The sequence below is a fragment of the Paraburkholderia phenazinium genome, from assembly GCF_900141745.1.
Taxonomy (GTDB): Bacteria; Pseudomonadota; Gammaproteobacteria; order Burkholderiales; family Burkholderiaceae; genus Paraburkholderia; species Paraburkholderia phenazinium_B.
Genome location: NZ_FSRM01000002.1, coordinates 2,880,684 through 2,901,824, shown reverse-complemented (window position 1 = coordinate 2,901,824; position 21,141 = coordinate 2,880,684). Strand labels below are relative to the sequence as shown.

The following is a 21,141-nucleotide window of genomic DNA, read 5'->3' as shown; positions in this document are numbered from 1 at the left end:
CCGGCATATAGCACGCTGGCCGTGCGTCGTCACAGAGCAAGACTGGGTATCTTGCCGGCGAACTCTGCGCCAAGCGTGCGGCCCTGCCTGAAGGCCGCATCGAACTGTCCTTGCTCGAGATGCTCGGCAATCGTGAGCAGCGTGCCCAGCACACCCGCATGCTCGACGATGGCTTCCTCGATGACGATGTCGATGGAGATATCGGTAAAAAACCGTTCTGGCGTGACCTCGCACGATATGTAGGCGAGCGAAAGAAGTCCGCAAAGCCAGGCGGCCTCATGGAAGTCGCCGTCTTCAGGAGTCAGTTCGCCTGCTGCGCGCTCCATGAAATTAGCCCGATGCTGTACAAGCTGGGCAAGGGGGCTATGGCCGAAGCGCAAATCCGCCGGATTTCCGTACAGCAGCAGGCAGCACCACAACATCAGCTGCTTACTGCCGACAACGGCAACGGCCTGTCCGATGGAAGTGATGGGAGCGTGGCTCCAGCGGCGTCTGGCCGCATTGTTGGCAAGGCGCAGCAACTGGATGACCAGAGCAGGGGCATGCTTGAGTGCGTCCTCGAGATGCGCGCCGTCCGCTTCTTCTCTCAGCAACTGCAGCACGCGGAATACCGCGGCGAATCTCGAGGGCGTTCTGCTGGCCGTCAACAGTTGCGGCCTGGCAAAGTAATAACCCTGAAACAGATCACAGCCGGCCTGCAAGGCCGCTGCGTGGTCGCTTCGCTCTTCGACCTTTTCGGCCAGCACCCGCTTTCCGGCGCGCTTGCAACGCTCGATGGCGTAGGCGGCTTCCTCCGGCGCGAGGTACGGCCACTCGAGCTTGACGATATCGACGTGCGGCAGGAATCGTTCGATGTCAGGCGTGAGCGAGCGGACATCGTCGAGTGCGATACGAAACCCGGCGAGGCGCAACTCGTCGCATCGCGCGGCCAGTTCGTCGGTCAGTCCCGTCCCTTCAAGGATTTCGAGCACGAAGCGCGACGGCGGCAATACATCGACCGCGCCAAAAAACAGGAAGTCGCCGGTGCAGTTCAGGAAACCGTCGTCATGGCCGAGTACATACTCGATACCCAACACGCCCAGCGTACGCTCGACCACGGCAGCGGTCGCCGAGTATCCGTCCTGAATCCGCGCGATATCGTCTCCCGCTTCCCGGAACAACAATTCCTGCGCGACGACAAGGCCCTGCCGGTCGAGGATCGGCTGACGAGCGACAACTACTTCAGCTTTCATTGGGCTACCTTGGTCATATTCTTCGCCGACTGGGAACGCCATTTGATGCTCCCGGTGTTCACGTGCTTGACCCTTTGGCCTGGATGTTGCGTTTTGGGTTTCCGCGTCTTTTCGCATTCGACAAAATGGACCCGCAGGCAGTCTTCCGCGAGGAGACCGCCTGTTCAGGCTATGGACAGGATGGACGAATGAACCCCGTTGTCATGCTGGCGACACACACCAACGCCGCATTTGACCCGCCAAATGCTACCGCTTTATGGCCGATGAATGCCAGCAATTCTCATATTAGTGCGCCACAAGTCTGATTTTCGTTGGCGGTTGTGATGCGGTTCTGAAAGTTTCCGGTAATTTTATTTATGCGGAACCCGATCAGTAACTGTCTCCCCACTTCTCGGACAATGAAGCGCGTAGCGCATCTTCCACCGTGCCGATCATGGTGCCGAGCTGCAATTCGTGATTTGCGCTGGGGCGATAGTGGGCGAAGAAAACCCGTTGGCCAATGACGCCGCCGAGCCAATCCAGTGCGTCCATATCCTGCGAGCACAGCAACAGCCTGCTGTCGCGTGGGAGAGGATCGAGGGCCTGTTCAATTCCATTTGCGGATCCGTGCTTCTGCGGCCGGATCGTGCCATGCTCGCGTGACACGAGCCATTCGCCACGGGCGGCCGCAGGGTCGAGGAGGCGCAGTAAAGCCACTTGTGGCGAACTTTCCAGACGCGCGGCCAAGGCCTGTTCGAAGGTCTCGGCGACGGTGTTATCGGTGACGATGCAGACTTGCGTGAGCCGGGATGGTGCGCGACGCCAGCGCGCAGCGCGTGATTCACCACTGGATTGCATAACGGTCCCCGTTGAGGCATGTCACGACGAGAGCACGAGAATCTGCACAACCACAGCGGTCACCCGAACACGCTTGCCGTGCCGGGTGACCGCTCGTTACCGCGGCGCGGCCTTTAACCGTTGCGGAACAGGAAGCTATAACCGTTCAGCGCCGGCACGCCGCCCAGGTGTGCGTAGAGCACTTTTGATCCGGCCGGGAATTCGCCAAGCCGAACCTTGTCGATCATGCCTTGCATCGATTTGCCTTCGTAGACCGGATCGGTCAACATGCCTTCGAGCCTGGCGCACAGGCGAATTGCCTCCATCGTCCCTTCGTTCGGCAGTCCGTATTCGGGGCCGCCGTAGCGTTCATCGAGAACGATATCCCGGGCGACAATGTCGCGGCCCAGTTCGACCTTCTCGGCAGTTTGCTTCGCAATCCGGAAGATCTGGTCGCGCGTTTGCGCGGGCTTGGCTGAAGCATCGATGCCGATCACGCGATCGGCGCGGCCGTCGGCGGCAAAACCGACCACCATGCCCGCTTGCGTGCTGCCCGTCACCGAGCACACGACGATGTAGTCGAACCTGAAGCCCAGTTCGGCTTCCTGCTGCCGGACTTCTTCGGCAAAGCCCACGAATCCCAGACCGCCCAGCGGATGGTCCGAACAGCCGGCCGGAATCGCGTACGGCTTGCCGCCTGCCTCGCGCACGCTTTCCAGCGCGTCTTCCCAGCTCTTGCGAAAGCCGATATCGAAACCGTCGGCGACGAGACGCACGTCCGCGCCCATGATGCGCGACATCTGGATGTTGCCGACGCGGTCATACACCGCGTCCGAGTAGTTGACCCAGTTCTCCTGTACGAGCACGCATTTCAGACCCAGATGGGCGGCGACCGCGGCGACCTGGCGAGTCTGATTGGACTGGATGCCGCCGATCGAAACGAGCGTGTCGCAGCCTTGCGCCAGCGCTTCGGGAATCAGGTACTCGAGCTTGCGGGTCTTGTTGCCGCCAAACGCCAGGCCGCTGTTGCAGTCTTCACGCTTCGCGTAAAGCTCGACTTTGCCGCCCAGGTGCTGGCTCAGACGCGGCAGTGCCTGGATCGGCGTAGGGCCGAAGGTGAGGGAATGGCGGGGGAATTTCTTCAGATTCATGCAAGTCTCCGGTGATAAAGAGGGTCGCGGCAGCCGATGCTGCAATGAGGTCTATAGTAGAAAAGTTCGCAAGAATCATGGTTGCGAATAAATTGATGATTTGTGGGTTTAAATAGGTTAATGGTATTTTTGACCTACATTTACTTCTCGTGAACCGTCATGCCCGCAAGAAAATTTCGTGACCCTGCGCCGCAGGGCCGTCAGTCAAGCCCGGAGATCGATCGCGTCGACCGGGCCATCCTGCGTCAGTTGCAGCGCGACGCGTCGGTCTCGAACGTGGCGCTGGCGGCCAAAGTGAATCTGAGCGCACCGGCTTGCCTGCGACGGGTCGAGCGGCTCAAGGAGATGGGGCTGATCCGCGGGGTCGTGGCATTGCTCGACGCGAAGGCGCTCGATGCCGGCATGCTCGTGATGATCGGCGTGGTGCTGGACCGCTCGACACCGGAGTCGTTTTCCGACTTCGAGAAAGCGGCGCAGAAAGTGTCGGGCTGTATGGAGTGCCACGTCGTGACCGGCGAATTCGATTACTTCATGCTGGTGCGCACGAAAGACAGCGACAGTTTCAACCGGCTGCATGCCGAGCAGTTGCTCTATCTTCCGGGCGTGCGGCAGATCCGGTCGTTCGTTGTACTCAAGGAGATCCTTTCGACGACGAGCGTGCCTGTGTAACGCTGAGTGGCGGGAGTTTGAATTACAGTGAGGTTTTGCATTTCATCCATCGCGCAGATACGGAACGCTCCCATGAATGCACTTGCTGAATCCATGCAACGACGCTTGACCCAGGCCCGCCGCTTATTGGCAATCGCCCAGACCGGCCTGCATTACACGGATGGCGCCTTCGACAGGGAGCGTTATCAGGAATTGCTGGGCATTGCGCAGGCGCAGCTTGCAGAGGTGGCCGACATCAGCACGGAAGAGGTCGCGCAGCTTTTCAGCCGGGAAGAAGGCTATGCCAATCCGAAGCTCGACGTTCGCTGCGCGGTGTTCGACGACGCCGGTCGCGTGCTGCTGGTGCGTGAAGCTTCAGATGGCCTCTGGTCGCTGCCTGGCGGCTGGGCCGACATCGGCGCCTCGCCGGCCGAGAACGCCATGCGCGAAGTCTGGGAGGAGAGCGGCTATACGGTCACCATCGAGCGATTGCTGGCGGTGTGGGATATCTTGAAGCATAAGCATCCGCCATCTGTCTTTCACATCTGGAAGCTCGTGTTTCTCGGGAAGATTGTCTCTTCGGGTGACATCTCCGGAGTGGAAACCGATGCCGTCGAGTTCTTTCCGATCGACGCACTGCCGCCGTTGTCGGAGGGCCGCGTTTTGCCGGAACAGATTAGAAGACTCGCCGAGCTTCGAGCTAACGGCGGCATGGAGTTCGACTGAACTCACCGGCTGGGCGTCTGGGTGTGGTGTATACACTTAATTGATATTTCCTGATAAGCGCCGCTAAAATCTGGTTCGAGACGGCTGATTTGTCGACACTGAGACAAGTCGCCGCCTGAAAAGACCACGAACCTGGAGACAGCCGCGCGATGGAAACAGGCAGCCATGACCGCCGGGAACCGGCATCTGTCGACCCGGCCGAAGCGCCGGGCAGTCCCGATCGGCGCACTATCCTGAAGGGTCTCGCGCTGGCGGCGGGTGGCAGTGTCGCGCCTGCGCTGTTCATGTCCGCGGCGCGGGCAGCGACAGCCTCGGCGCCGGTTGTCGAAACGGCGGCGGGACGTCTGCGTGGCCTGCATGTCGATGGCGTCGACGTATTCAAACAGGTTCACTACGCAGCGAGCACTGGCGGCGCCAACCGGTTTTTGCCACCGCAGCCGCTGCAGCCGTGGAGCGGTGTGCGCGACGCGACGACGTTCGGCCCATCCGCGCCGCAGCACGTGGACAAGCTCGATGCCCTCAGTGCGTGGTACGCAACGATCGAGCCGGTCAGCGAAGACTGCCTGCACCTGAACGTGTTTGCTCCGTCTGCCGGACGCGCGCAGGCCAAACGGCCGGTGATGGTCTGGCTGCACGGAGGCGGCTGGTGGGGTTGCGCCGGCACCGCACCGGGCTTCGACGGCACGCGTCTCGCGCAGCGCGGCGACGTGGTAGTCGTCACCGTCAATCATCGTCTGAACCTGTTCGGCTACCTCTATCTCGGCGATGCGGACGAGCGCTTTGCCGATGCAGGCAATGCCGGCATCCTGGATCTCGTCGCGGCATTGCGCTGGGTGCGCGAGAACATTGCTGCATTCGGCGGCGATCCTGACAACGTGACGATTTTCGGACAATCCGGCGGCGCGTCTAAGGTCGGTACATTGATGGATCTACCGGCCGCGCACGGGCTGTTCCACAAGGCGGTTATTGAAAGCTGCTCCGGCGGCTTGCACCTCGACACGCAGGAGGAGGCGGCGCGGCAGACGCAGGCACTGTGCGCGCATCTCGGTCTCGCGAGCCCCGATCCTGCCGCGTTGCAGGCGCTGCCGGTGGATACGCTGCTCGCCGCGATGCGCGCGGTTAGCGATCCGTTCCGGCCGGTGCTCGACACCCGCACCTTTATGCGCCATCCATTCGATCCCGATGCGCCGCCGCAGTCCGCGTCGGTGCCGCTGCTGATCGGCAACGCAGCGACTGAAATGACGTTGTATATGGCCGCTGATCCTCACAACTTCGCCATCGACTGGCCGACTGTCGAGCGGCGGCTTGGACTGCTGCTGCGCATCGACGCTGCGGGCGTCACGCGCGTCATCGACGCGTATCGTGGCGCGAATGGATCTGCGTCAGCAACAGACGTGCTGGCAGCAGTCAGCACGGACTACGTGTTTCGCCGCAATACCACGCGAATCGCCGAGCTGCAGTCGGCGCAGGCACCGGTTTTTGACTATGTGTTCGACTGGAAGACGCCGGTGATGGGCGGTGTGCTGCATTCGCCGCACACCATTGAGGTGCCGTTCGTGTTCGGCACGATCAAGGCCGCAAAGGGCCTCGTGGGTAGCGGTCCTCAGCTGGAACGGCTGTCACACGACGTGATGGGTGCGTGGACCGCGTTTGCGCACACGGGCGATCCGAACACACCTGCGTTGCCGAACTGGCCGAGGTACGATGCGACCGGCCGGGCGACGATGATGCTCGACCTGCGGAGCCACGTCGAACGTAATCCGGGCGGTACGGCGCGAAGCGCGTTGGACGGCTTGCCGCCCTACGAGTACAACATCGACCGCAATTGTGTCGTGCGTGGGTGAGGGCGGTGCTGCATGGGTGACACGATGAAAGAACGAGCTCGCCTGAGGAGCGCCCGGTCATGCCGGCCGCTCCTCAGGCTAAACAAGCAACACACTACGTGATTGCTCAGGTTGCGCTGATCCAACGCGTGCCCAGCTCGTCGATGATTGCAGCTGCATCGAACCGGTAGGCCATCAGCGCCGCCAGTCCGCGTCGGCCGTCGATCGACGCCGGCGCGGAGGTAAAGCCGTGCTTCGCCAACAGAGCCGCCTCGATCGCATCGGCAGCGGCCTTGCCCGTTTCGAGCGCTTCCATGGCCCCGTTCGCATTGCGGGCTAGCCCGGCCGCCTGGGTTGCGGCAACGCCAAGCGCGTTGCGTGTGCAAACGGCATCGAGTGCCAGCAGACGCGTTATCGCGAGCGTGGCGCCGAGCACACCAATCGACGAAGCCACGTTCCAGCGCGCGCGATACGCGTCGTCATCGAGCGCGGTCAGCACGCGCTGCGCCGCTTCGATGCCAATGGCCGCAGCCGTGGCGAGCACATCGTCTGACGCGCCACCGCGTTCGCCGAACGCGAGCACCGCGGCCAGTACTGGCGTCGCGACGCTCGGCGCCGAAACACGCGCGAGCGCGGCGCCATAGGCCCAGGCCCGCGTGCGTGCGTCCTGAGGCGACGGTTGCGCCCCTTGTAGCGCGGCAATCTGCGCTTCGCTGGCGAGCGCGCCACGGGTGGCGGCGCGGGCTTGTTCGAGCGCGCGCTGTGCAGCGGCTAGTGCCGGCGCTGCCGCGTTCGTCAGTGAAGCCGTCGCGAAGCCGACGAGTGCGTCGGAGACAGGGGAGTGTGTAGCGGTTTCATGCATGATTTCAATCCTTGTTCGGGACGCACAGCGCGAACAGCGCGTCGAGATTGGCAGCGGCCTCGAGATCCTGAACCGCGGCGGCGATGTGCCCGGTCACGCCAGCGCCCAGCACCGGCTCGATGAGCAGCCGCACCTTGTCCATCAGTTCGTCCTGCGTCAGCGGCCTCGCGAGACTGCCGCGTGCGTGTTCGACGTGGTGAGCGGCCACTCGGCCGCCGCTCAGACGCGCTTCGATAAATACCTCGTCGCGATTGACCTTCGTATCCGGCACGAGCCTGGTCTTCGCGCGCAGGGCGACCACATCGGGCTGCACGACACGCGCATCCTCATACTGTGCGAGACCGACACGCCGGTCGCACAGTGCCGCGGCCACGCCGTGAATCGCGCTAAAGCGCGCCTGCAGGCCATCCTTCGGCTGCGGATTGCCCATCAGTTCCGGCACCAGCGGATGGCAGCGCACCTCGATCGTCTCGATTGTGGTCGCGTCTTCGATCTGCTTGCTGAGTTCGAGCCCCGCGTCGATCGCCGGATGCGCCACGATTCCGCACGGATACGGTTTGTAGGTGTTGAACAGCAGCTCCCAGCGCTCGCCCAGCTGGCCGTTCATCTGCTCGAAGTCGACGCGTGTCGACATCGAGTGCGAGTAACCGCCTTCTGCTTCGAACACGTCGTCGGCAGCCTGCTGGCCATAGAGCGCGAGCCGCGCCGCCGCGATCCCGTTCGCTGCTGCCTTGCCCGGGTGATACGGTTTGGTCATCGTGCCGAACGCTTCGCGTTGGCCGACGAACATCGACGCGGCAATCGATACCGCACGCGCCAGAGCATCCGCGTCGAGCCCAAGCAGCAGCCCGGCCGTCAAGGCGCAGCCGATCACACCGCAAGTACCGGTGATATGCCAGCCGCGATCATAGTGCTCCGGCGAGATCGATACGCCGACGCGCAACTGCGCTTCGCAGCCGAGTGCGAACGCGGTGAGGGCCTGTGCACCGCTCGGGCGCGTCGATGGCGCCAGCGCGGTCAGCACCGCAAGCACCGACGCGGCCGGGTGAATCACGGTCGCGAGGTGCGTATCGTCGAAGTCGTCGAGGTGGCCGGCAAAACCCGTTGCCAGCGCACTGAAGTGGAGGTCGACGCGCTCGGTGCGGCCCGGCACCGGCGCTTCGGGCGCGGCGCCGAGTTCCTGCGCGGCCGCGAGAATCGCTTCGACGCCGGGGTGCATCGACGCGCCGATCGATGTGCCGATCACGTTGACAAAAGAGCGCTTCGCTTCCTCCGCAACCGCGGGCGGCAGGGGTCGCTGCGCAAGCGCGTGCAGGCCGTGCGCAAAGGCGGCGGCAATATGCTTCATTGGGACAACTCCTCAAGACGAATGCCGTTGGTACGCGGCCCGAAGGCCCCGACCATAACGACGATGACAAACATGGCCGAAGAAATCAATGCGAATACGGCCGGCACGCCGAAGTGCTTCAGCAGTGCGGCTACCCAGAAGCCGACGAAGATCGAACTGAAGCGGCTCCAGCTGAACACGAAACCGACGGCGCGGGCGCGTATACGTGTGGGGTAAAGCTCTGCCTGATAGGTGTGGAAAATGCCGATCAGCCAGTTGTTCGCGATCGTGACGGCGCTGCCGCACACGAGGATCAGCGCGGGCTCGCGCACGAACCCGAACAGCACGCCGAAGACGGCCACCACCAGCGCGCAGCCGACCAGCTGCCACTTGCGCTGGAAGCGCTCCGCGCACGCAATTGCGCCGACGGCGCCGAGCGGCGTCGCGCATGCGATGACCATCGTGTACAGCAGCGAATGCGTGAGCGTGATGCCCTTCGTATAGAGCAGGACCGGCACCCACGAGCCGAAGCCGTAGACGCCGAAGGTCTGGCAGAAATTGAAAACCGACAGCATCACTGTGCGCGATAGGTACGGGCGCTTCCACATTTCGCCGAACGACCCGCGGCCTTCCTGCTGCGCCTGCGGATCCGCCGCGTGCAATGCGGGTGCCGGCAGCGGCCGGCGCGTCTGGGCGACCACGTTGCGCTCCATCTCCGTGACGATTGCGTCCGCCTCGGCGGTGCGTCCCTTGCTCTCCAGCCAGCGCGGCGACTCCGGCAGCCCGCGCCGCACGAACCAGATCAGCACGCCACCCGCGGAGCCGACGATCATCACCCAGCGCCAGCCATCGAGGCCCAACACGTGATGCGGTACCACCAGCCACGACAGCACGGCGACGGTCGGCACGGACGTCAGGATTATGAGGATGCTGAACGCCATGTACTTGCCGCGGGTTCGATACGGCGTCAGCTCCGAGATATAAGTGTCGACAGTAATCAGTTGCACGCCAATTCCTACTCCGGCCCAGAAGCGCCAGAAATCCATCGCGAGCGGATCGTTCTGGAACGCCGCCACGAGGGTCGCGATCGAGTACGCGAACATCGCAAACGTGAACACCGAGCGGCGCCCAAAGCGGTCGCTGAAACCGCCGAGCGCGACCGTGCCGATGAACATCCCGCCGAAGAACGAGCCGAGAAAACTCGCGAAGCCGTTCACGTCGAAGAGGCTCTCGGTGGTCGCCCGATACATGCCGCTATGGATGAGGCCCAACGCCAGATAAGCGGCCATAAACAATTCGTAGAACTCGAACCAGCCTCCCATCGCGATACGTGCGACGAGGCCGAGGAAATATCGCGTGGGCGGCAAGCGGTCCAGCCGCGCCGATACGCCAGCTTGCGTGTGCACGGGGTCTGCGACCCCTTTCTCCATATACATCACGTCTCCTTCGTCTCTGAACTTGGCCGGCTTAGTGTCGACACTTTGCTCAGTGTATTCGCTCTTGTTTGTTGAAATCAACAGTTTTATGTTCTAGTGTCGACACTTTGATGGAGTCCACTTGGATGTTTCCGGGCCCGCCAGGGGTGCCTGCTAAAATGCGCGACCGGATCGGCGCAGTCACGCTGCCTCGCTCCCAGCCAACGACAGCAACGGAATGGCAATGGACGAGTTTCTCGACAAGAACGTAGAAGAACCGAACGATACGAACGACAGCTCGCCGGTTGCCGGCATCGTGGACTGGGTGGCGCGCGGCATCATCGAAGGGCGGCTGCAGCCCGGCGACGACCTGAACTCGGTCGACCTCGCGAAGCGATTCAAGGTGAGTCGCACGCCCGTGCGCGAGGCGCTGTTCGTGCTGAGCCGCGAAGGCCTCGTCGACTGGTCGCCGCGGCGCCGGCCGCGGGTGTCGGCGGTCAGCCTGAAGGACGTGCGCGAGCTATATCAGTTGCGCGCCGTGCTGTATGCGCAGGTGTCGTTCGCGATCGTCGAGCATGCGAGCAATGCGGATATCGAGGCGCTGTGGGCCGCGCATCGACGCCTCGCCGACGCAGCGGCGCGGCATGACGTGGACGGCTATTTCTGGGGCAACGTGGCGTTTCGCGATGAGGAACTGCGGGTGTGCGGCAACGCGATCTTCAAGGAAGTCCTGGATTCGCTGCGCATGCGCACCAACCGGCTACGGCATCTGAGTACCTCGCTGCCGGGCCGGCTGCAACGCTCCTGCGAGGATCACCAGCGACTTTGCGAGGCCTATGCGGAGCGCGACGGCACGCTTGCCGCGGCGTTGAACCGGTCTATCGTACTGGGTGCGTTGCGTGCGATCGAAGCCGCATGGCAGGACGGCGCTTCGCCGGCTCGTGACGATAACGACAGCGCGTCGTGACGTTAGTCAGCGGATTAATGATTGGGGCGAGGAAAGAGGAGGGGGCTCGCAACGAGGGAACGGCGATGACTGCTCGGCCAGCCGGAAGGATTCGTCGCGCCTTCCCTGCCGCTTGCCGTCGCTGCGAGTGCTCGAAGGATGCGGTGTCTGGCTCGCCTCATCAATTACAGGTGATAACAGGCACCTCCGCCTGGCCTCACTCTTCCCTTTAATTTTCCTTTCAATTCGTGTGTTTCTAACGGCCTCGTATACGCTCGAGACATTGAAAGCCTATTGGTTGTTTTTCGTGCGGTCGATTTTCGATTGCTTGCGTGACGCATCAAACTCGGGCAACATCGCTTCCGGGATTGCGAAGCGGCAGAGGCTTGGCTGGAGCCTTTGCCGGACGAGCGACACAAAAAGTCTCTAGAATGACAAACTCGCGATTTTCACCAGAAAATTACGGGGAAACGCGGCCGTAAGATTAAGTTGTCTACGGCACTACGCATTATTAAAATGCATTTCCAGTCATTGTTCAGGGCAAGTGATCAATCGCCGGTTTGATCACTGCTTCGCGCAATCAGGCGAAAACCACGGTTCGATGTGATGGCGACGCTAAAGAACAACGTGTCCGGGGAATCATGTCTGTTGAAGGTTAATCACGTGTTCGGCCGAGATGCCGAGCGTTGCGACACCGTCATTCAAGACGCCTACGTTTCCCGCGTGCATGCAATGGTCCACTTCAACGGCGGGCAATGGAACCTGCTTGATCAAAGCAGCAACGGCACGTTGCTGTCGGGTACATTGCTGCGCCATGGCGAGCATGCGCCTCTGCGCGAAGGCGATCTGATTCGCTTCGGTAAAGCGGTTGACGGCACCTGGGAGGTCGCGGATCTCGCGGACCCAGTCGATACGCTGTGGCCCGTTCGTCCGCCCGCCCGTCCCATTCTGCTCGAATTCGCCCAGGTGCTGCCAGGCGACAACACGCCCGCCATCAGTGTGATGCGCTCCACGACCGGCGAATGGCTGTGCGACGACGCTGGCTCGCTGCGCGTACTTCATCACGGCGACATCATTACGGCGGGCAAGCTGAGCTGGCGCCTGGAAATGGCGCGCAATGACCAGACGCTCACGCTGGCCGCGCCGCCCGCGCTCGCGGCACCGCCGGCACGGATCGAGTTTGCGGTCAGCCTGAACGAGGAGCACGTGCGCGCTGTATTGCATACACGCGGCGGGGCGGTCGACCTCGGCGAGCGCGCCCATCATTACTGTCTCACGACCCTCGCACGGATCCGTTTTGCCGACGCGCAGGCGGGCTACGACAGTGGCTCGCAAGGCTGGGTTGAAATGCCCGAACTGTCGCGCATGCTTGGGCTCGACGTAGCCCACGTCAACGTGCAGATCCATCGTGCCCGTGCCCAGTTTGCGGCACTTCCAGGTGAGGGGAAGGTCGAGCTCATCGAGCGCCGGCGCGGTAGTGTGCGTTTTGGCAACATCGCATTCCGGGTCATGCGAGGAGAGCAGCCGGAATGTCTATGGGTGCCGGGCGATCCCGTCAATGGCGACGCCACGCGCACCATGACTGCGGACCTGACGCGGCACGCCCTGTCGAACTGATTGCGCAATGCCCTCCACATCTGTGACATCATCTACCGATTCGCGCGCGCCCGCTGAAGCTGCGCATCTACCTCAGACATCATCTGCACCGGCGGTCGAACTGCATGGCGCGCATAGCTACCGGCTCGGCGCGCGTCTTGGCGAAGGCGGTAGCGGCGCAGTCTATCGGGCAACCCGGGTCGATACCGGGCAAACGGTTGCGATCAAGCTGATGCACGAAGACGTCGCGCGCACGGCCGTGCAACGCGAACGTTCACGCGCCCGCTTCGGGCAGGAAACGCGGCTGTGCGAGACGCTTGAACATCCGCACGTGGTGGCATTGCTCGACAAGGGCGAGACACCTGACGGCCAGTTGTTCGCCGTGTTCGAATTCGTGCCGGGCAAAACGCTACGCGAGATGATCGAGGATGAAGGCGCGCTTTCTGCGGTCACGACAGGACTCCTGATGACGCAGGTGCTCGAAGGCCTGGCGGCCGCCCACAAGCAGGGTATCGTGCATCGCGACCTGAAGCCGCAGAATGTCATGGTGACGGCGACCGGTGACGTACTGCATGCGAAGATCCTCGACTTCGGCATCGGCGCGCTCATTTCCGACGCTACGATACCGGATGCGTATACGCTGACGCAGGCGACCGAGGTCCTCGGTTCGCCGCAGTATTGCGCGCCCGAGCAACTGCGCAAGGAAGCGCCGACACTCAAGACCGATCTGTACGCGTGGGGCCTCGTCGTCATCGAATGTTTGACGGGGCAGCCTGTCATGCAGGGCGCGAGCATTGCCGAAATCCTCTACCAGCAGCTCAGTCCCGTCGATGTAGCGTTGCCGCCGGCGATTGCCTCGCACCCGCTCGGCACGGTATTGCGGCTGGCGTTGAACAAGAATCCGCAGTTGCGTGCCGGCTCCGCGGATGAGCTCGCGGAACAGTTCCGCGCACTGCATTTCCAGGCGCTCGTCGGCGAATTCAATTACCCGCGCGGATCACGCAAGTCCCGAACTGCCGAGGCGAAAGTTGCCACCCTTTCGACGAAGGCGCCGGATGGCGCAAGCGCATCCCGGCAGGTGACGGCGCTGTGCTGCAGTGTGGGCATCGTTGAAGACAGCGCGCCGCTGACGGCCGATCCCGCCTCGCTGGAAGCGCTCGAGGCGAGCCAGCAACAATGGCTGACGCGCTGTACGGATATCGCAGTCGGGTATGGCGGCGAAGCATGCGGCAAGCTTGGCGATACGTTGCTGTTTTACTTCGGCGCTCAGGTCGGGATCGATCGGCCGGCACGGCGCGCCGCGCGTGCCGCGCTCGAGATGGCGCGGCAGTCGGGCCGCGCGAACCTCGACGACACGCAAACGCCGAACGGCTGGCGTGTGGAGATAGCGGCGGCGTTGCATGTCGGCCCTATTGCCATCCGTGTGCCGCTCATGGGCGAGGGCGCTACGGCGGCTACAACTGCGAAGCTGCTGCGGCTTGCCACGCCGGGCCAGATTCTGCTTAGCGAAGAAGCACGCGAGTCGCTCGACCGGTATGCCGACTACGCGCGCACCGGCTTGCATTTTGCGCGTGCTGGCCATCCGTCGCGCAACGTCTATGCGTTGCTTGGCGAACGCCACGAGCATGCGCCGTTCGATTCGCTCGACCGCAACGCGGCGACGCCGCTGATTGGCCGCGAGCGCGAGCGCGAAGCGTTGCTGCAAGCCTGGCGCGGCGTGGTAGCCTCCGCTGCATCCGGGGCACAAGCCGGCGAGGGCGCACCGCGTCTTGCGAGACTGGTCGTTGGAGATCCGGGCATCGGCAAATCGCGACTCGTCTATGAGCTGTGCGAAACGGTACGCAACGCAGGCGAGACGGTTGCCTACGGCGCATGCCTGCCGGAGCGCATGAATCACGCACTGTTTCCGATCCTGCGCTTCGTGGCGGCGCATTGGCAGCTCGATCTCGAAGGCGACCCGGCTAGCGCGCTCGCCGTACTCGATCGCCTGATCGCCCCGCTTGCCTGCGATCACGCCGCAGCGCGCGCCACGCTCTCTGCGTGGCTTGGGATTGCAGCGGGGCCAGCCAACCTGCGCTGGTCGACTGCGAGGCAGCAGCAAGCGCTTTTCGATGTCCTGCGCCAACTGATCGCTTCGTCAGGACAGGGCGGACCCGTGCTGTTCGTCATCGAAGACGTGCAGTGGCTCGATCGCATGAGCTTCGACTTCCTTGAGTCACTGCGTCTCTCGCCGGTATGCCGCTCGGTTCTTGTCGTAATGACGTCGCGTCCCGAAGTGCTCGACCGGTGGCGTACCAGCACCGAACGTCTGATGCTGCGACGCCTGTCGCGCAACGACACACGTGAGCTGATCGCGACGCTGCTGGGCAAGGCCGATTTCGATGCCGCCACGCTCGACTCGATCACGCAGCGCACGGCCGGCATTCCGCTGTTCGTCGAGGAAATTGCGCGCGAATTCGTGATCAGCGGTGCGATGCCGGATGCTGGCGTGGCGCAGGCCGATATCGGCGCACCGGATCATCAGCCGTTGCCGGCGAGTTTGCGCGACATGCTCGAACTCGCGTTCGATCGTATCGACGGCGCGCGCGACACCGCGCAACTGGCGGCCACGATCGGCCTCGAAGTCGATGCGCAATTGCTCGCCGACGTTTCGCCGCACGCGGCCGACGTCCTCAACGACGACCTGAAACGACTGCTCGAGGCGCGCATCGTCTATGCGCAGCACCGGCTCGGCGGCATCTCGTATGCGTTCCGGCATGCGCTGATTCGCGATGCAGCCTACGAATCGATGCCGGCGGCGCTGCGGCGCGACAATCATGCTCGCGTGGCACGGGCGCTTGGCAAGCGGCCAGAACGCGGCAATGGCATGCAGGACGTCAACATAGCGCAGCATTTCGTGCATGCACGGGCCTTCGAAGAAGCCGTGCCGCACGGCATTCGCGCCGCACAGCGTGCGCTCGAACGCGCCTTGCACGACGATGCGATCCGGTATGCACAAACGGTGCGCGAATGGCTGACCCAATGCGATTACGCCGGGCGTGCACACGACGCGGCACGTGCCGATCTCTCGCTCGTGCACGCGATGATGGCGCGCTTTGGCTGGGCCGATCCGCAAGTGAAGGGGCATACCGAGCGTCTGCTGGATGAGGTCGGCGGCCTCAAGGATCCACAGCTTGCCGCGAGTGCATTGTGGACGCTTGCGACTTATTACCATGTTGCCAGCGACCGCGCGGCCGTGCAGCGCATCGCCGCGCAGCTGATTGAACTGTCCGTGAGCGAAAACGATCCGTCGATCCGTGTGGCCGCCGATGCGATGCACGGCATGAGTCTATGGATCGATGGTCACTATGCCGAGGCGCGCTCGGCGTTCGATGCGGCACTGTCGGGCCACATCGTGGCTCGCGACGCAGGACACCGGCGCCTGTTCGGTCTCGATACGCGGGCGTGGACAATGGCTTCGCTGGCGAGCCTCATGTGGCACATGGACGAGGGTCCGGACGCGGCGCTGGAGATGGGGCGCACCGCCGTACATTCCGCGACCTGTGTGGACCATCTGCCGACGATCGGCGTTACGCTGATGTATTGCGCGCGGATGCAGCAATGCAGCGGCGATCGCGAAGGTGCGCGTGACACGTCGGCGCTCATCCTGAGGCTGTCGCGCACTTACGGACTGAACGCGGTCGAGCGCTATGCCGCCGCCATCCACGCGTGGTCCGAAGGCGACCGCGACGCCGTTGCGGGGCACATCGAGGCATTGCGCCGCTCGGGATGCCTGCTCGGCCTGACCTACTACGCCTCATTGATCCCGGAGATGGATGCGGCCCGCGGCGACTGGCAATCGGCGCTGCGTGAAATCGATGCATGCCTCGCACTGTGCGAAACGATGAACGAACGCTACTACGAGGCCGAGCTGCTGCTTAAGAAGGCGACTTATCTGTTCAACGCGGGCTCGCGTGAACCGGGTGAGGCCGCGGAAGAAACGTGTCGCCAGGCGCTTGCTATCGCACGCAAGGCCGGCATGACGCGCACCGCTGCGAGAGCGCAAGACATGCTGGAGCGCCTGCAGTCGAAAACGTTCCCAGAACAGTTACCGATCAGGCCACACCCACCCATGGAGAGCGTCAGTGAGTAACCTCGAAAGCAGTTTTCCAACCTACCAGCAGTTCCTCGAATATCGCGCTGTCATCGTTCAGGCGATTGCCGTCGCATGGCACGACGACGCCTTTCGGGTCAAGCTGGTAGACGACCCGCAAAAGGCACTGGCCGACCGCTTTGGCTACCGCTATCCGTTCAGCCTCGCGCTGAAGGCGCAGCTCGACACCTCGGAGTGGACACCGGCGACCAACGGCGGCTGGACCACGCTCGAGAACAATGTGCTGGAACTCGTGCTGCCGCCCGCGCCGGCCGACCCCGAGCAACACGCCATCGCGCTTGCCGCTTATAACGCAAAACATATCAGCGTCATTGAAGACGCTAAACAATAAACCGGGGAAGACCGATCATGGGAATGAATAACGCGGTTCCTACTCAGGAATCGATGCTGGAGTTCCAGGACGTGTATCTGCGCGCAATCGCACTTTCATGGAAGGACGCAGCTTTTAAAGACGCCTTGTTGAAGAATCCTAACGATGCGCTGGCTCGTTACTTCGACTATCTGTGCCCGTGGATCATCAACCTGAAGATCAGCGAAGCCCCAGCCGGTTCGGGATGGGACGCGGCGAAGCAGAGCTGGTCTTTGCCAGCTAACGCGATGACGTTCGGTGTGCCGGTGCGTCCGAAGCTCTCGGACGAGGAATCGATTGCGCTGGCAGCCTACAACGATGCAGGGCCGTGCTACCTCTTCACCTGTTGCTGAGATTGGACTGACGTGCTGCGTGCGAATGCGGCGCGTCGATATTCCACCGCATGCCGGCGGTGATATACCTGCCGCCCTCGTTCGCCCTGTGTCCATGCTCGATGACTTTTCCCGCGTGCTGCGCTTCAAGGCGCATTTGTCGGTACTCGACGCCGGGCCCGATACGCTTTTCATCGTTGACGAGACCCGGCGCTCGGTTCTGCGTGGTGCGGTCTATGTGAGCATTGCCGCGTGTTTGCGCGAGAGCATGACGATTGCTCAAACGATAGCGACACTCTCGGCGCGTTTCTCCGACTGGCAAGTTCTGGCGGCACTCGATCATCTTGAGCGCCAGGCCTATCTCCGAAGCGATGCGCCTGACGAACTCGATGCCGCACGAGGTTTCTTCGAACGCACCGGGCTTGACGGCGACCGCGCTTGCGAGCAACTCGCGCAACTGCGCGTCGCGGTCGAAGCATTTGGCGTCGACCCGGCACCCCAGGAGCGGGCTCTCGCGGCGTGCGGTATCGAGGTGGACCGCGAGGCGCCTTTGGTGATCGCACTCGTCGATTCATATGCGCGGCGCGAACTCGCCGAGGTAACCGAACGCGTGTTGGCACGAGGCGGCTCGGTGCTCGTCGCGATGCCCTACGGCATACAACCGCTCATCGGGCCGCTGCTGGGCCCCGAAGACAATGCGCCGAACGCGCCTTGCATTGCATGCCTGCGTTATTGGACCTCGCTTAACCAGCCGGTGCAGACCTTACTCGCGCGTCATCACGGCGATGTGGCGTTGAGTCTCGCGCCGGCGCATACGCTTGCCAGCGTCGCCGCGGTGAGCGCTTTCGCTGCAGCGCTGATCCAACAGATCGCGGTGAGCGAAGCGCGGCGCGAGCACGCTCGCCGGCATATTCTTTCGTATCGCATCGACACGTCGGCCACGGCGTCACATCGTGTGGTGCGGCGCCCGCAGTGTCCTCATTGCGGCAATCCTCACTGGATGCAGGAACAGGCCACACGCGCGCCGATCCTCAAGGGGGGAGACGTGCTCGCCTCACGCGAGGGCGGTTTTAGAAGCATCGAACCGCAGGGCGTCCTCAAGCGCTACGCCCATCTCGTCTCGCGGGTCAGCGGTGCGATTGCCTACCTGCATCCGATGCCGGGCCGGCATGCGGGCCTTCGCCATGTCTATGTGGCTGGCTATCTGGTTTGTCCACCCGGCATTCCGCGCACGAACCGCTTCGACCGCGTCTGTTCCGGCAAAGGCCGCACCGACGAGCACGCCAGGGTCAGCGCGCTTTGCGAAGCCATAGAGCGCTTTAGCGGCGTGTATCAAGGCGATGAAATGACGGTGCGGGCCAGCATGCTGGAATTGCAACGCGGCGACGCTCACGGTGGGAGCGCTCCGGTTGCTGTCAACGAACTTCAGCAATTCAGCGAAAGCCAGTTCGCGCGCCGCGATGCCATCAATGCCCTGACCGAAGATGTGCGCAAGCAGGTGCCGCAGCGCTTTTCCGGCGACGACGTCGTCGACTGGACGCCCGCATGGTCATTGAACACGGGAATGCGCCATTGGGTGCCGCTCTCGTACTGTTTCGCCGACACGCCGGACTCGGCCGAAGGTCTGACGTTCTGCGTCCATAATCCGAACGGTAGCGCGGCGGGCTCGTGCCTTGAGGAAGCCATCTTGCAGGGCTTGCTTGAACTGGTCGAGCGCGATGCGACGGCAATCTGGTGGTACAACCAGGTACAACGACCCGCTGTGGATATCGCGAACTTTCGTGATCCTTATTTCGATGCGCTCTTGCGTGAATATGAGTCAATGGGCTGGCGTCTGTGGGCGCTCGACATCACGCACGATCTCGGCATCCCCGTTATCGTCGCGTTGGCCGAAAACCCCGCGACGGGACGCTTTTCGATCGGCTTCGGCTGCCATCTCGACAGTCGTATCGCTTTGCAGAGGGCGCTGACCGAGGTCAATCAGCTGCTCAACGTGACAGCTGATGCACCGCCTCCATGGGACGCGGCAAAACTGTCCTCGAAGCAGTTTCTGTATCCTGCCACTGACCAGACATCCGTCGATGCAACCGTGCACGCGTCAATCGACGCGCGTGAACTGAAGGATGCCATCGAGCAGTGCGTGAGCAGGCTCTATGCGGCAGGCATGGAGGTGTTCGTCGTGGACAAGACCCGGCCCGATCTCGGACTGCCCGTGGTCCAGGTCATCGTGCCGGGCTTGTGCCACTTCTGGCCGCGTTTTGGCGCTATGCGGCTTTATTCGGTACCGGTTAAGCTAGGCTGGCTCAGTCGCGCCCGTAGCGAAGAGGAATTGAATCAGGCGTTGCTGTTTCTTTGAGCCGGATTCGATCAAGGCGCGCGCATCGCTCCGCCAGTTCGTCATAAATAGGCACTACCTGATATTTTTCGACGTTTTTGTTGTGCAAGAATTTTCTCGTATTGAACCCGCTTCATAACGGAGAAAACATGCGACTGTCACTGTATCCGGGATTGCTAACACGCTGTCTAGATGGCTTGTTCACCGCTATCGAAGCAGGTGCGGTGGGCGCGCAGTGCACGTTTGGCCGCCTCGGCGTGGTACCGGTCGCAGTAACCCTCGCGGCAGGAATCGTCAGTGGTGCCGCCCATGCCCAGGCAACGACAGTCGAGATCGGTTTTGCCGCGCCCCTTTCCGGCAACTCCGCCAACTTCGGCAAAGACATGCAGATGGGTGTTCAGTTGGCCCTTGATGAAGTCAATGCCGGGCAAGTCGTCATCGCTGGAAAGCCGGTGAAATTCGAACTGCAGGTGCAGGACGACCAGTCGGATCCGCGAATTGCGGTGCAGGCGGCGCAACACCTGGCGGATGAAAAAGTGGCCGCAGTCATCGGGCACTTCAATTCCGGCAACACGCTTGCCGCTATTCCCGTCTACAAGCGCGCGGGCATCCCCCTTATCGTTCCGTGCTCCTCGAATCCGACCATTACCCATCAGGGCTTCGATTTGCTGTACAGGCCATACGGTACCGATTTCACGGTCGCGGAGAGCGCAGCCCATTACGCCGTGGAAACCTTGAAGGCCAAACGGATTGCTGTCGTCGATGATCGCACCACCTTTGGCCAGGGCATCGCAGACGAATTCGAAAAGGGTGTGCGGGCTGCTGGCGGCACCATAGTGACACACGAGTACACGACGGATACCGCAGTCGACTTCCGGGCCATTCTGACTTCAATCAAAAGCGATCGCGCAGATCTTGTCTTCTTTGGAGGTCTAAGCAATCAGGGCTCGTTGTTCGTCAAGCAGGCCCGCCAGCTCGCATTCGACGGACAACTGATGGCAGGTCCCACCTTTGCCAATCAACACTTCCTCCAACTGACGGGAGACGCCGCCCAGGGAATGATCGGAATTGAACAAGGCGCGCCATTGGCCCAGCTCGATAGTGGCCGCGCTTTCCTGAAGAAGTTTCACGACAAGTACGGAACGGACCCGATCGGCTTTGCGGGCTATGCGTATAACGCAACGCTGGTCGTCGTCAACGGAATGAAACAGGCGAATTCGATCGACCCGGCAGTGTTTGGGCCCGCGATCAGCAAACTTTCTTTTGATGGCATCCTGGGTCCGATTTCGTTCGACAAGAATGGCGACCTCAACGATGCGAAAGTCACCCTCTACAAAGCAGGCACGAGTTCATGGGGCGCCGTAGCTACGGTTAGCGCCAAATAACACACCCGACCCGACGATATGACAACTCCCGGGAACGATCAGATG

The 21,141-nt window shown here is 62.4% G+C and carries 16 protein-coding genes; 10 read left to right on the top strand and 6 right to left on the bottom strand.

Annotated elements, in window-relative coordinates; all coding sequences use genetic code 11:
* Positions 1-29: 29 nt before the first annotated feature.
* From BUS06_RS32805 to BUS06_RS32795, 3 genes are all read right to left on the bottom strand, one after another.
* The gene (locus BUS06_RS32805) at positions 30-1,232 is read right to left on the bottom strand and encodes an EAL and HDOD domain-containing protein (RefSeq protein WP_074269443.1); all 1,203 of its coding nucleotides are present in this window, start codon (positions 1,230-1,232) and stop codon (positions 30-32) included.
* Between the two features lie 369 nt (positions 1,233-1,601).
* The gene (locus BUS06_RS32800; RefSeq protein WP_074268446.1) at positions 1,602-2,069 is read right to left on the bottom strand and encodes a hypothetical protein; all 468 of its coding nucleotides are present in this window, start codon (positions 2,067-2,069) and stop codon (positions 1,602-1,604) included.
* A gap of 113 nt (positions 2,070-2,182) precedes the next feature.
* Positions 2,183-3,199, bottom strand: coding sequence for a 1-aminocyclopropane-1-carboxylate deaminase (locus BUS06_RS32795; RefSeq protein ID WP_074268445.1), 1,017 nt, complete (start codon positions 3,197-3,199; stop codon positions 2,183-2,185).
* A gap of 159 nt (positions 3,200-3,358) precedes the next feature.
* On the opposite strand from BUS06_RS32795, the gene BUS06_RS32790 reads away from it, so the two are divergent.
* The 3 genes from BUS06_RS32790 (at position 3,359) to BUS06_RS32780 (ending at position 6,417) form a co-directional block, all read left to right on the top strand.
* The gene (locus tag BUS06_RS32790; protein ID WP_074268444.1) at positions 3,359-3,868 is read left to right on the top strand and encodes an Lrp/AsnC family transcriptional regulator; all 510 of its coding nucleotides are present in this window, start codon (positions 3,359-3,361) and stop codon (positions 3,866-3,868) included.
* Positions 3,869-3,940: 72 nt separating this feature from the next.
* Positions 3,941-4,573: an NUDIX hydrolase gene (locus BUS06_RS32785; RefSeq protein WP_083611710.1), complete on the top strand. Its 633-nt coding sequence runs from the start codon at positions 3,941-3,943 to the stop codon at positions 4,571-4,573.
* Between the two features lie 149 nt (positions 4,574-4,722).
* The gene (locus BUS06_RS32780; protein ID WP_083611709.1) at positions 4,723-6,417 is read left to right on the top strand and encodes a carboxylesterase/lipase family protein; all 1,695 of its coding nucleotides are present in this window, start codon (positions 4,723-4,725) and stop codon (positions 6,415-6,417) included.
* 106 nt (positions 6,418-6,523) lie between these two features.
* Here BUS06_RS32780 and BUS06_RS32775 read toward each other — a convergent pair whose 3' ends face one another.
* The 3 genes from BUS06_RS32775 to BUS06_RS32765 are packed head-to-tail and all read right to left on the bottom strand — an operon-like array spanning position 6,524 to position 10,021.
* On the bottom strand, positions 6,524-7,258 hold the full coding sequence (locus BUS06_RS32775) for an MmgE/PrpD family protein (RefSeq protein ID WP_074268443.1): 735 nt from the start codon (positions 7,256-7,258) through the stop codon (positions 6,524-6,526).
* 4 nt (positions 7,259-7,262) lie between these two features.
* Positions 7,263-8,606: an MmgE/PrpD family protein gene (locus BUS06_RS32770; protein WP_074268442.1), complete on the bottom strand. Its 1,344-nt coding sequence runs from the start codon at positions 8,604-8,606 to the stop codon at positions 7,263-7,265.
* Complete coding sequence (locus tag BUS06_RS32765; RefSeq protein ID WP_074268441.1) at positions 8,603-10,021, bottom strand: MFS transporter; 1,419 nt, start codon at positions 10,019-10,021, stop codon at positions 8,603-8,605. The genes BUS06_RS32770 and BUS06_RS32765 overlap by 4 nt, the downstream gene beginning before the upstream one ends.
* A gap of 223 nt (positions 10,022-10,244) precedes the next feature.
* On the opposite strand from BUS06_RS32765, the gene BUS06_RS32760 reads away from it, so the two are divergent.
* The 7 genes from BUS06_RS32760 (at position 10,245) to BUS06_RS32730 (ending at position 21,096) form a co-directional block, all read left to right on the top strand.
* Positions 10,245-10,967, top strand: coding sequence for a GntR family transcriptional regulator (locus BUS06_RS32760; RefSeq protein WP_074268440.1), 723 nt, complete (start codon positions 10,245-10,247; stop codon positions 10,965-10,967).
* Positions 10,968-11,552: 585 nt separating this feature from the next.
* Positions 11,553-12,563, top strand: coding sequence for an FHA domain-containing protein (locus tag BUS06_RS32755; RefSeq protein ID WP_074268439.1), 1,011 nt, complete (start codon positions 11,553-11,555; stop codon positions 12,561-12,563).
* A gap of 7 nt (positions 12,564-12,570) precedes the next feature.
* On the top strand, positions 12,571-16,674 hold the full coding sequence (locus BUS06_RS32750; protein WP_074268438.1) for a TOMM system kinase/cyclase fusion protein: 4,104 nt from the start codon (positions 12,571-12,573) through the stop codon (positions 16,672-16,674).
* The gene (locus BUS06_RS32745; protein WP_074268437.1) at positions 16,667-17,026 is read left to right on the top strand and encodes a BMA_0021/BMA_0022 family TOMM bacteriocin; all 360 of its coding nucleotides are present in this window, start codon (positions 16,667-16,669) and stop codon (positions 17,024-17,026) included. Before BUS06_RS32750 ends, BUS06_RS32745 begins: the two co-directional genes overlap by 8 nt.
* A gap of 17 nt (positions 17,027-17,043) precedes the next feature.
* Positions 17,044-17,397 (top strand): BMA_0021/BMA_0022 family TOMM bacteriocin, encoded by a 354-nt coding sequence (locus tag BUS06_RS32740; RefSeq protein WP_074268436.1) that lies wholly within the window; start codon positions 17,044-17,046, stop codon positions 17,395-17,397.
* Positions 17,398-17,491: 94 nt separating this feature from the next.
* On the top strand, positions 17,492-19,732 hold the full coding sequence (locus BUS06_RS32735; protein ID WP_074269440.1) for a TOMM precursor leader peptide-binding protein: 2,241 nt from the start codon (positions 17,492-17,494) through the stop codon (positions 19,730-19,732).
* A 176-nt stretch (positions 19,733-19,908) separates the two neighbouring features.
* Positions 19,909-21,096: a branched-chain amino acid ABC transporter substrate-binding protein gene (locus BUS06_RS32730; RefSeq protein ID WP_254369028.1), complete on the top strand. Its 1,188-nt coding sequence runs from the start codon at positions 19,909-19,911 to the stop codon at positions 21,094-21,096.
* Positions 21,097-21,141: the final 45 nt, after the last annotated feature.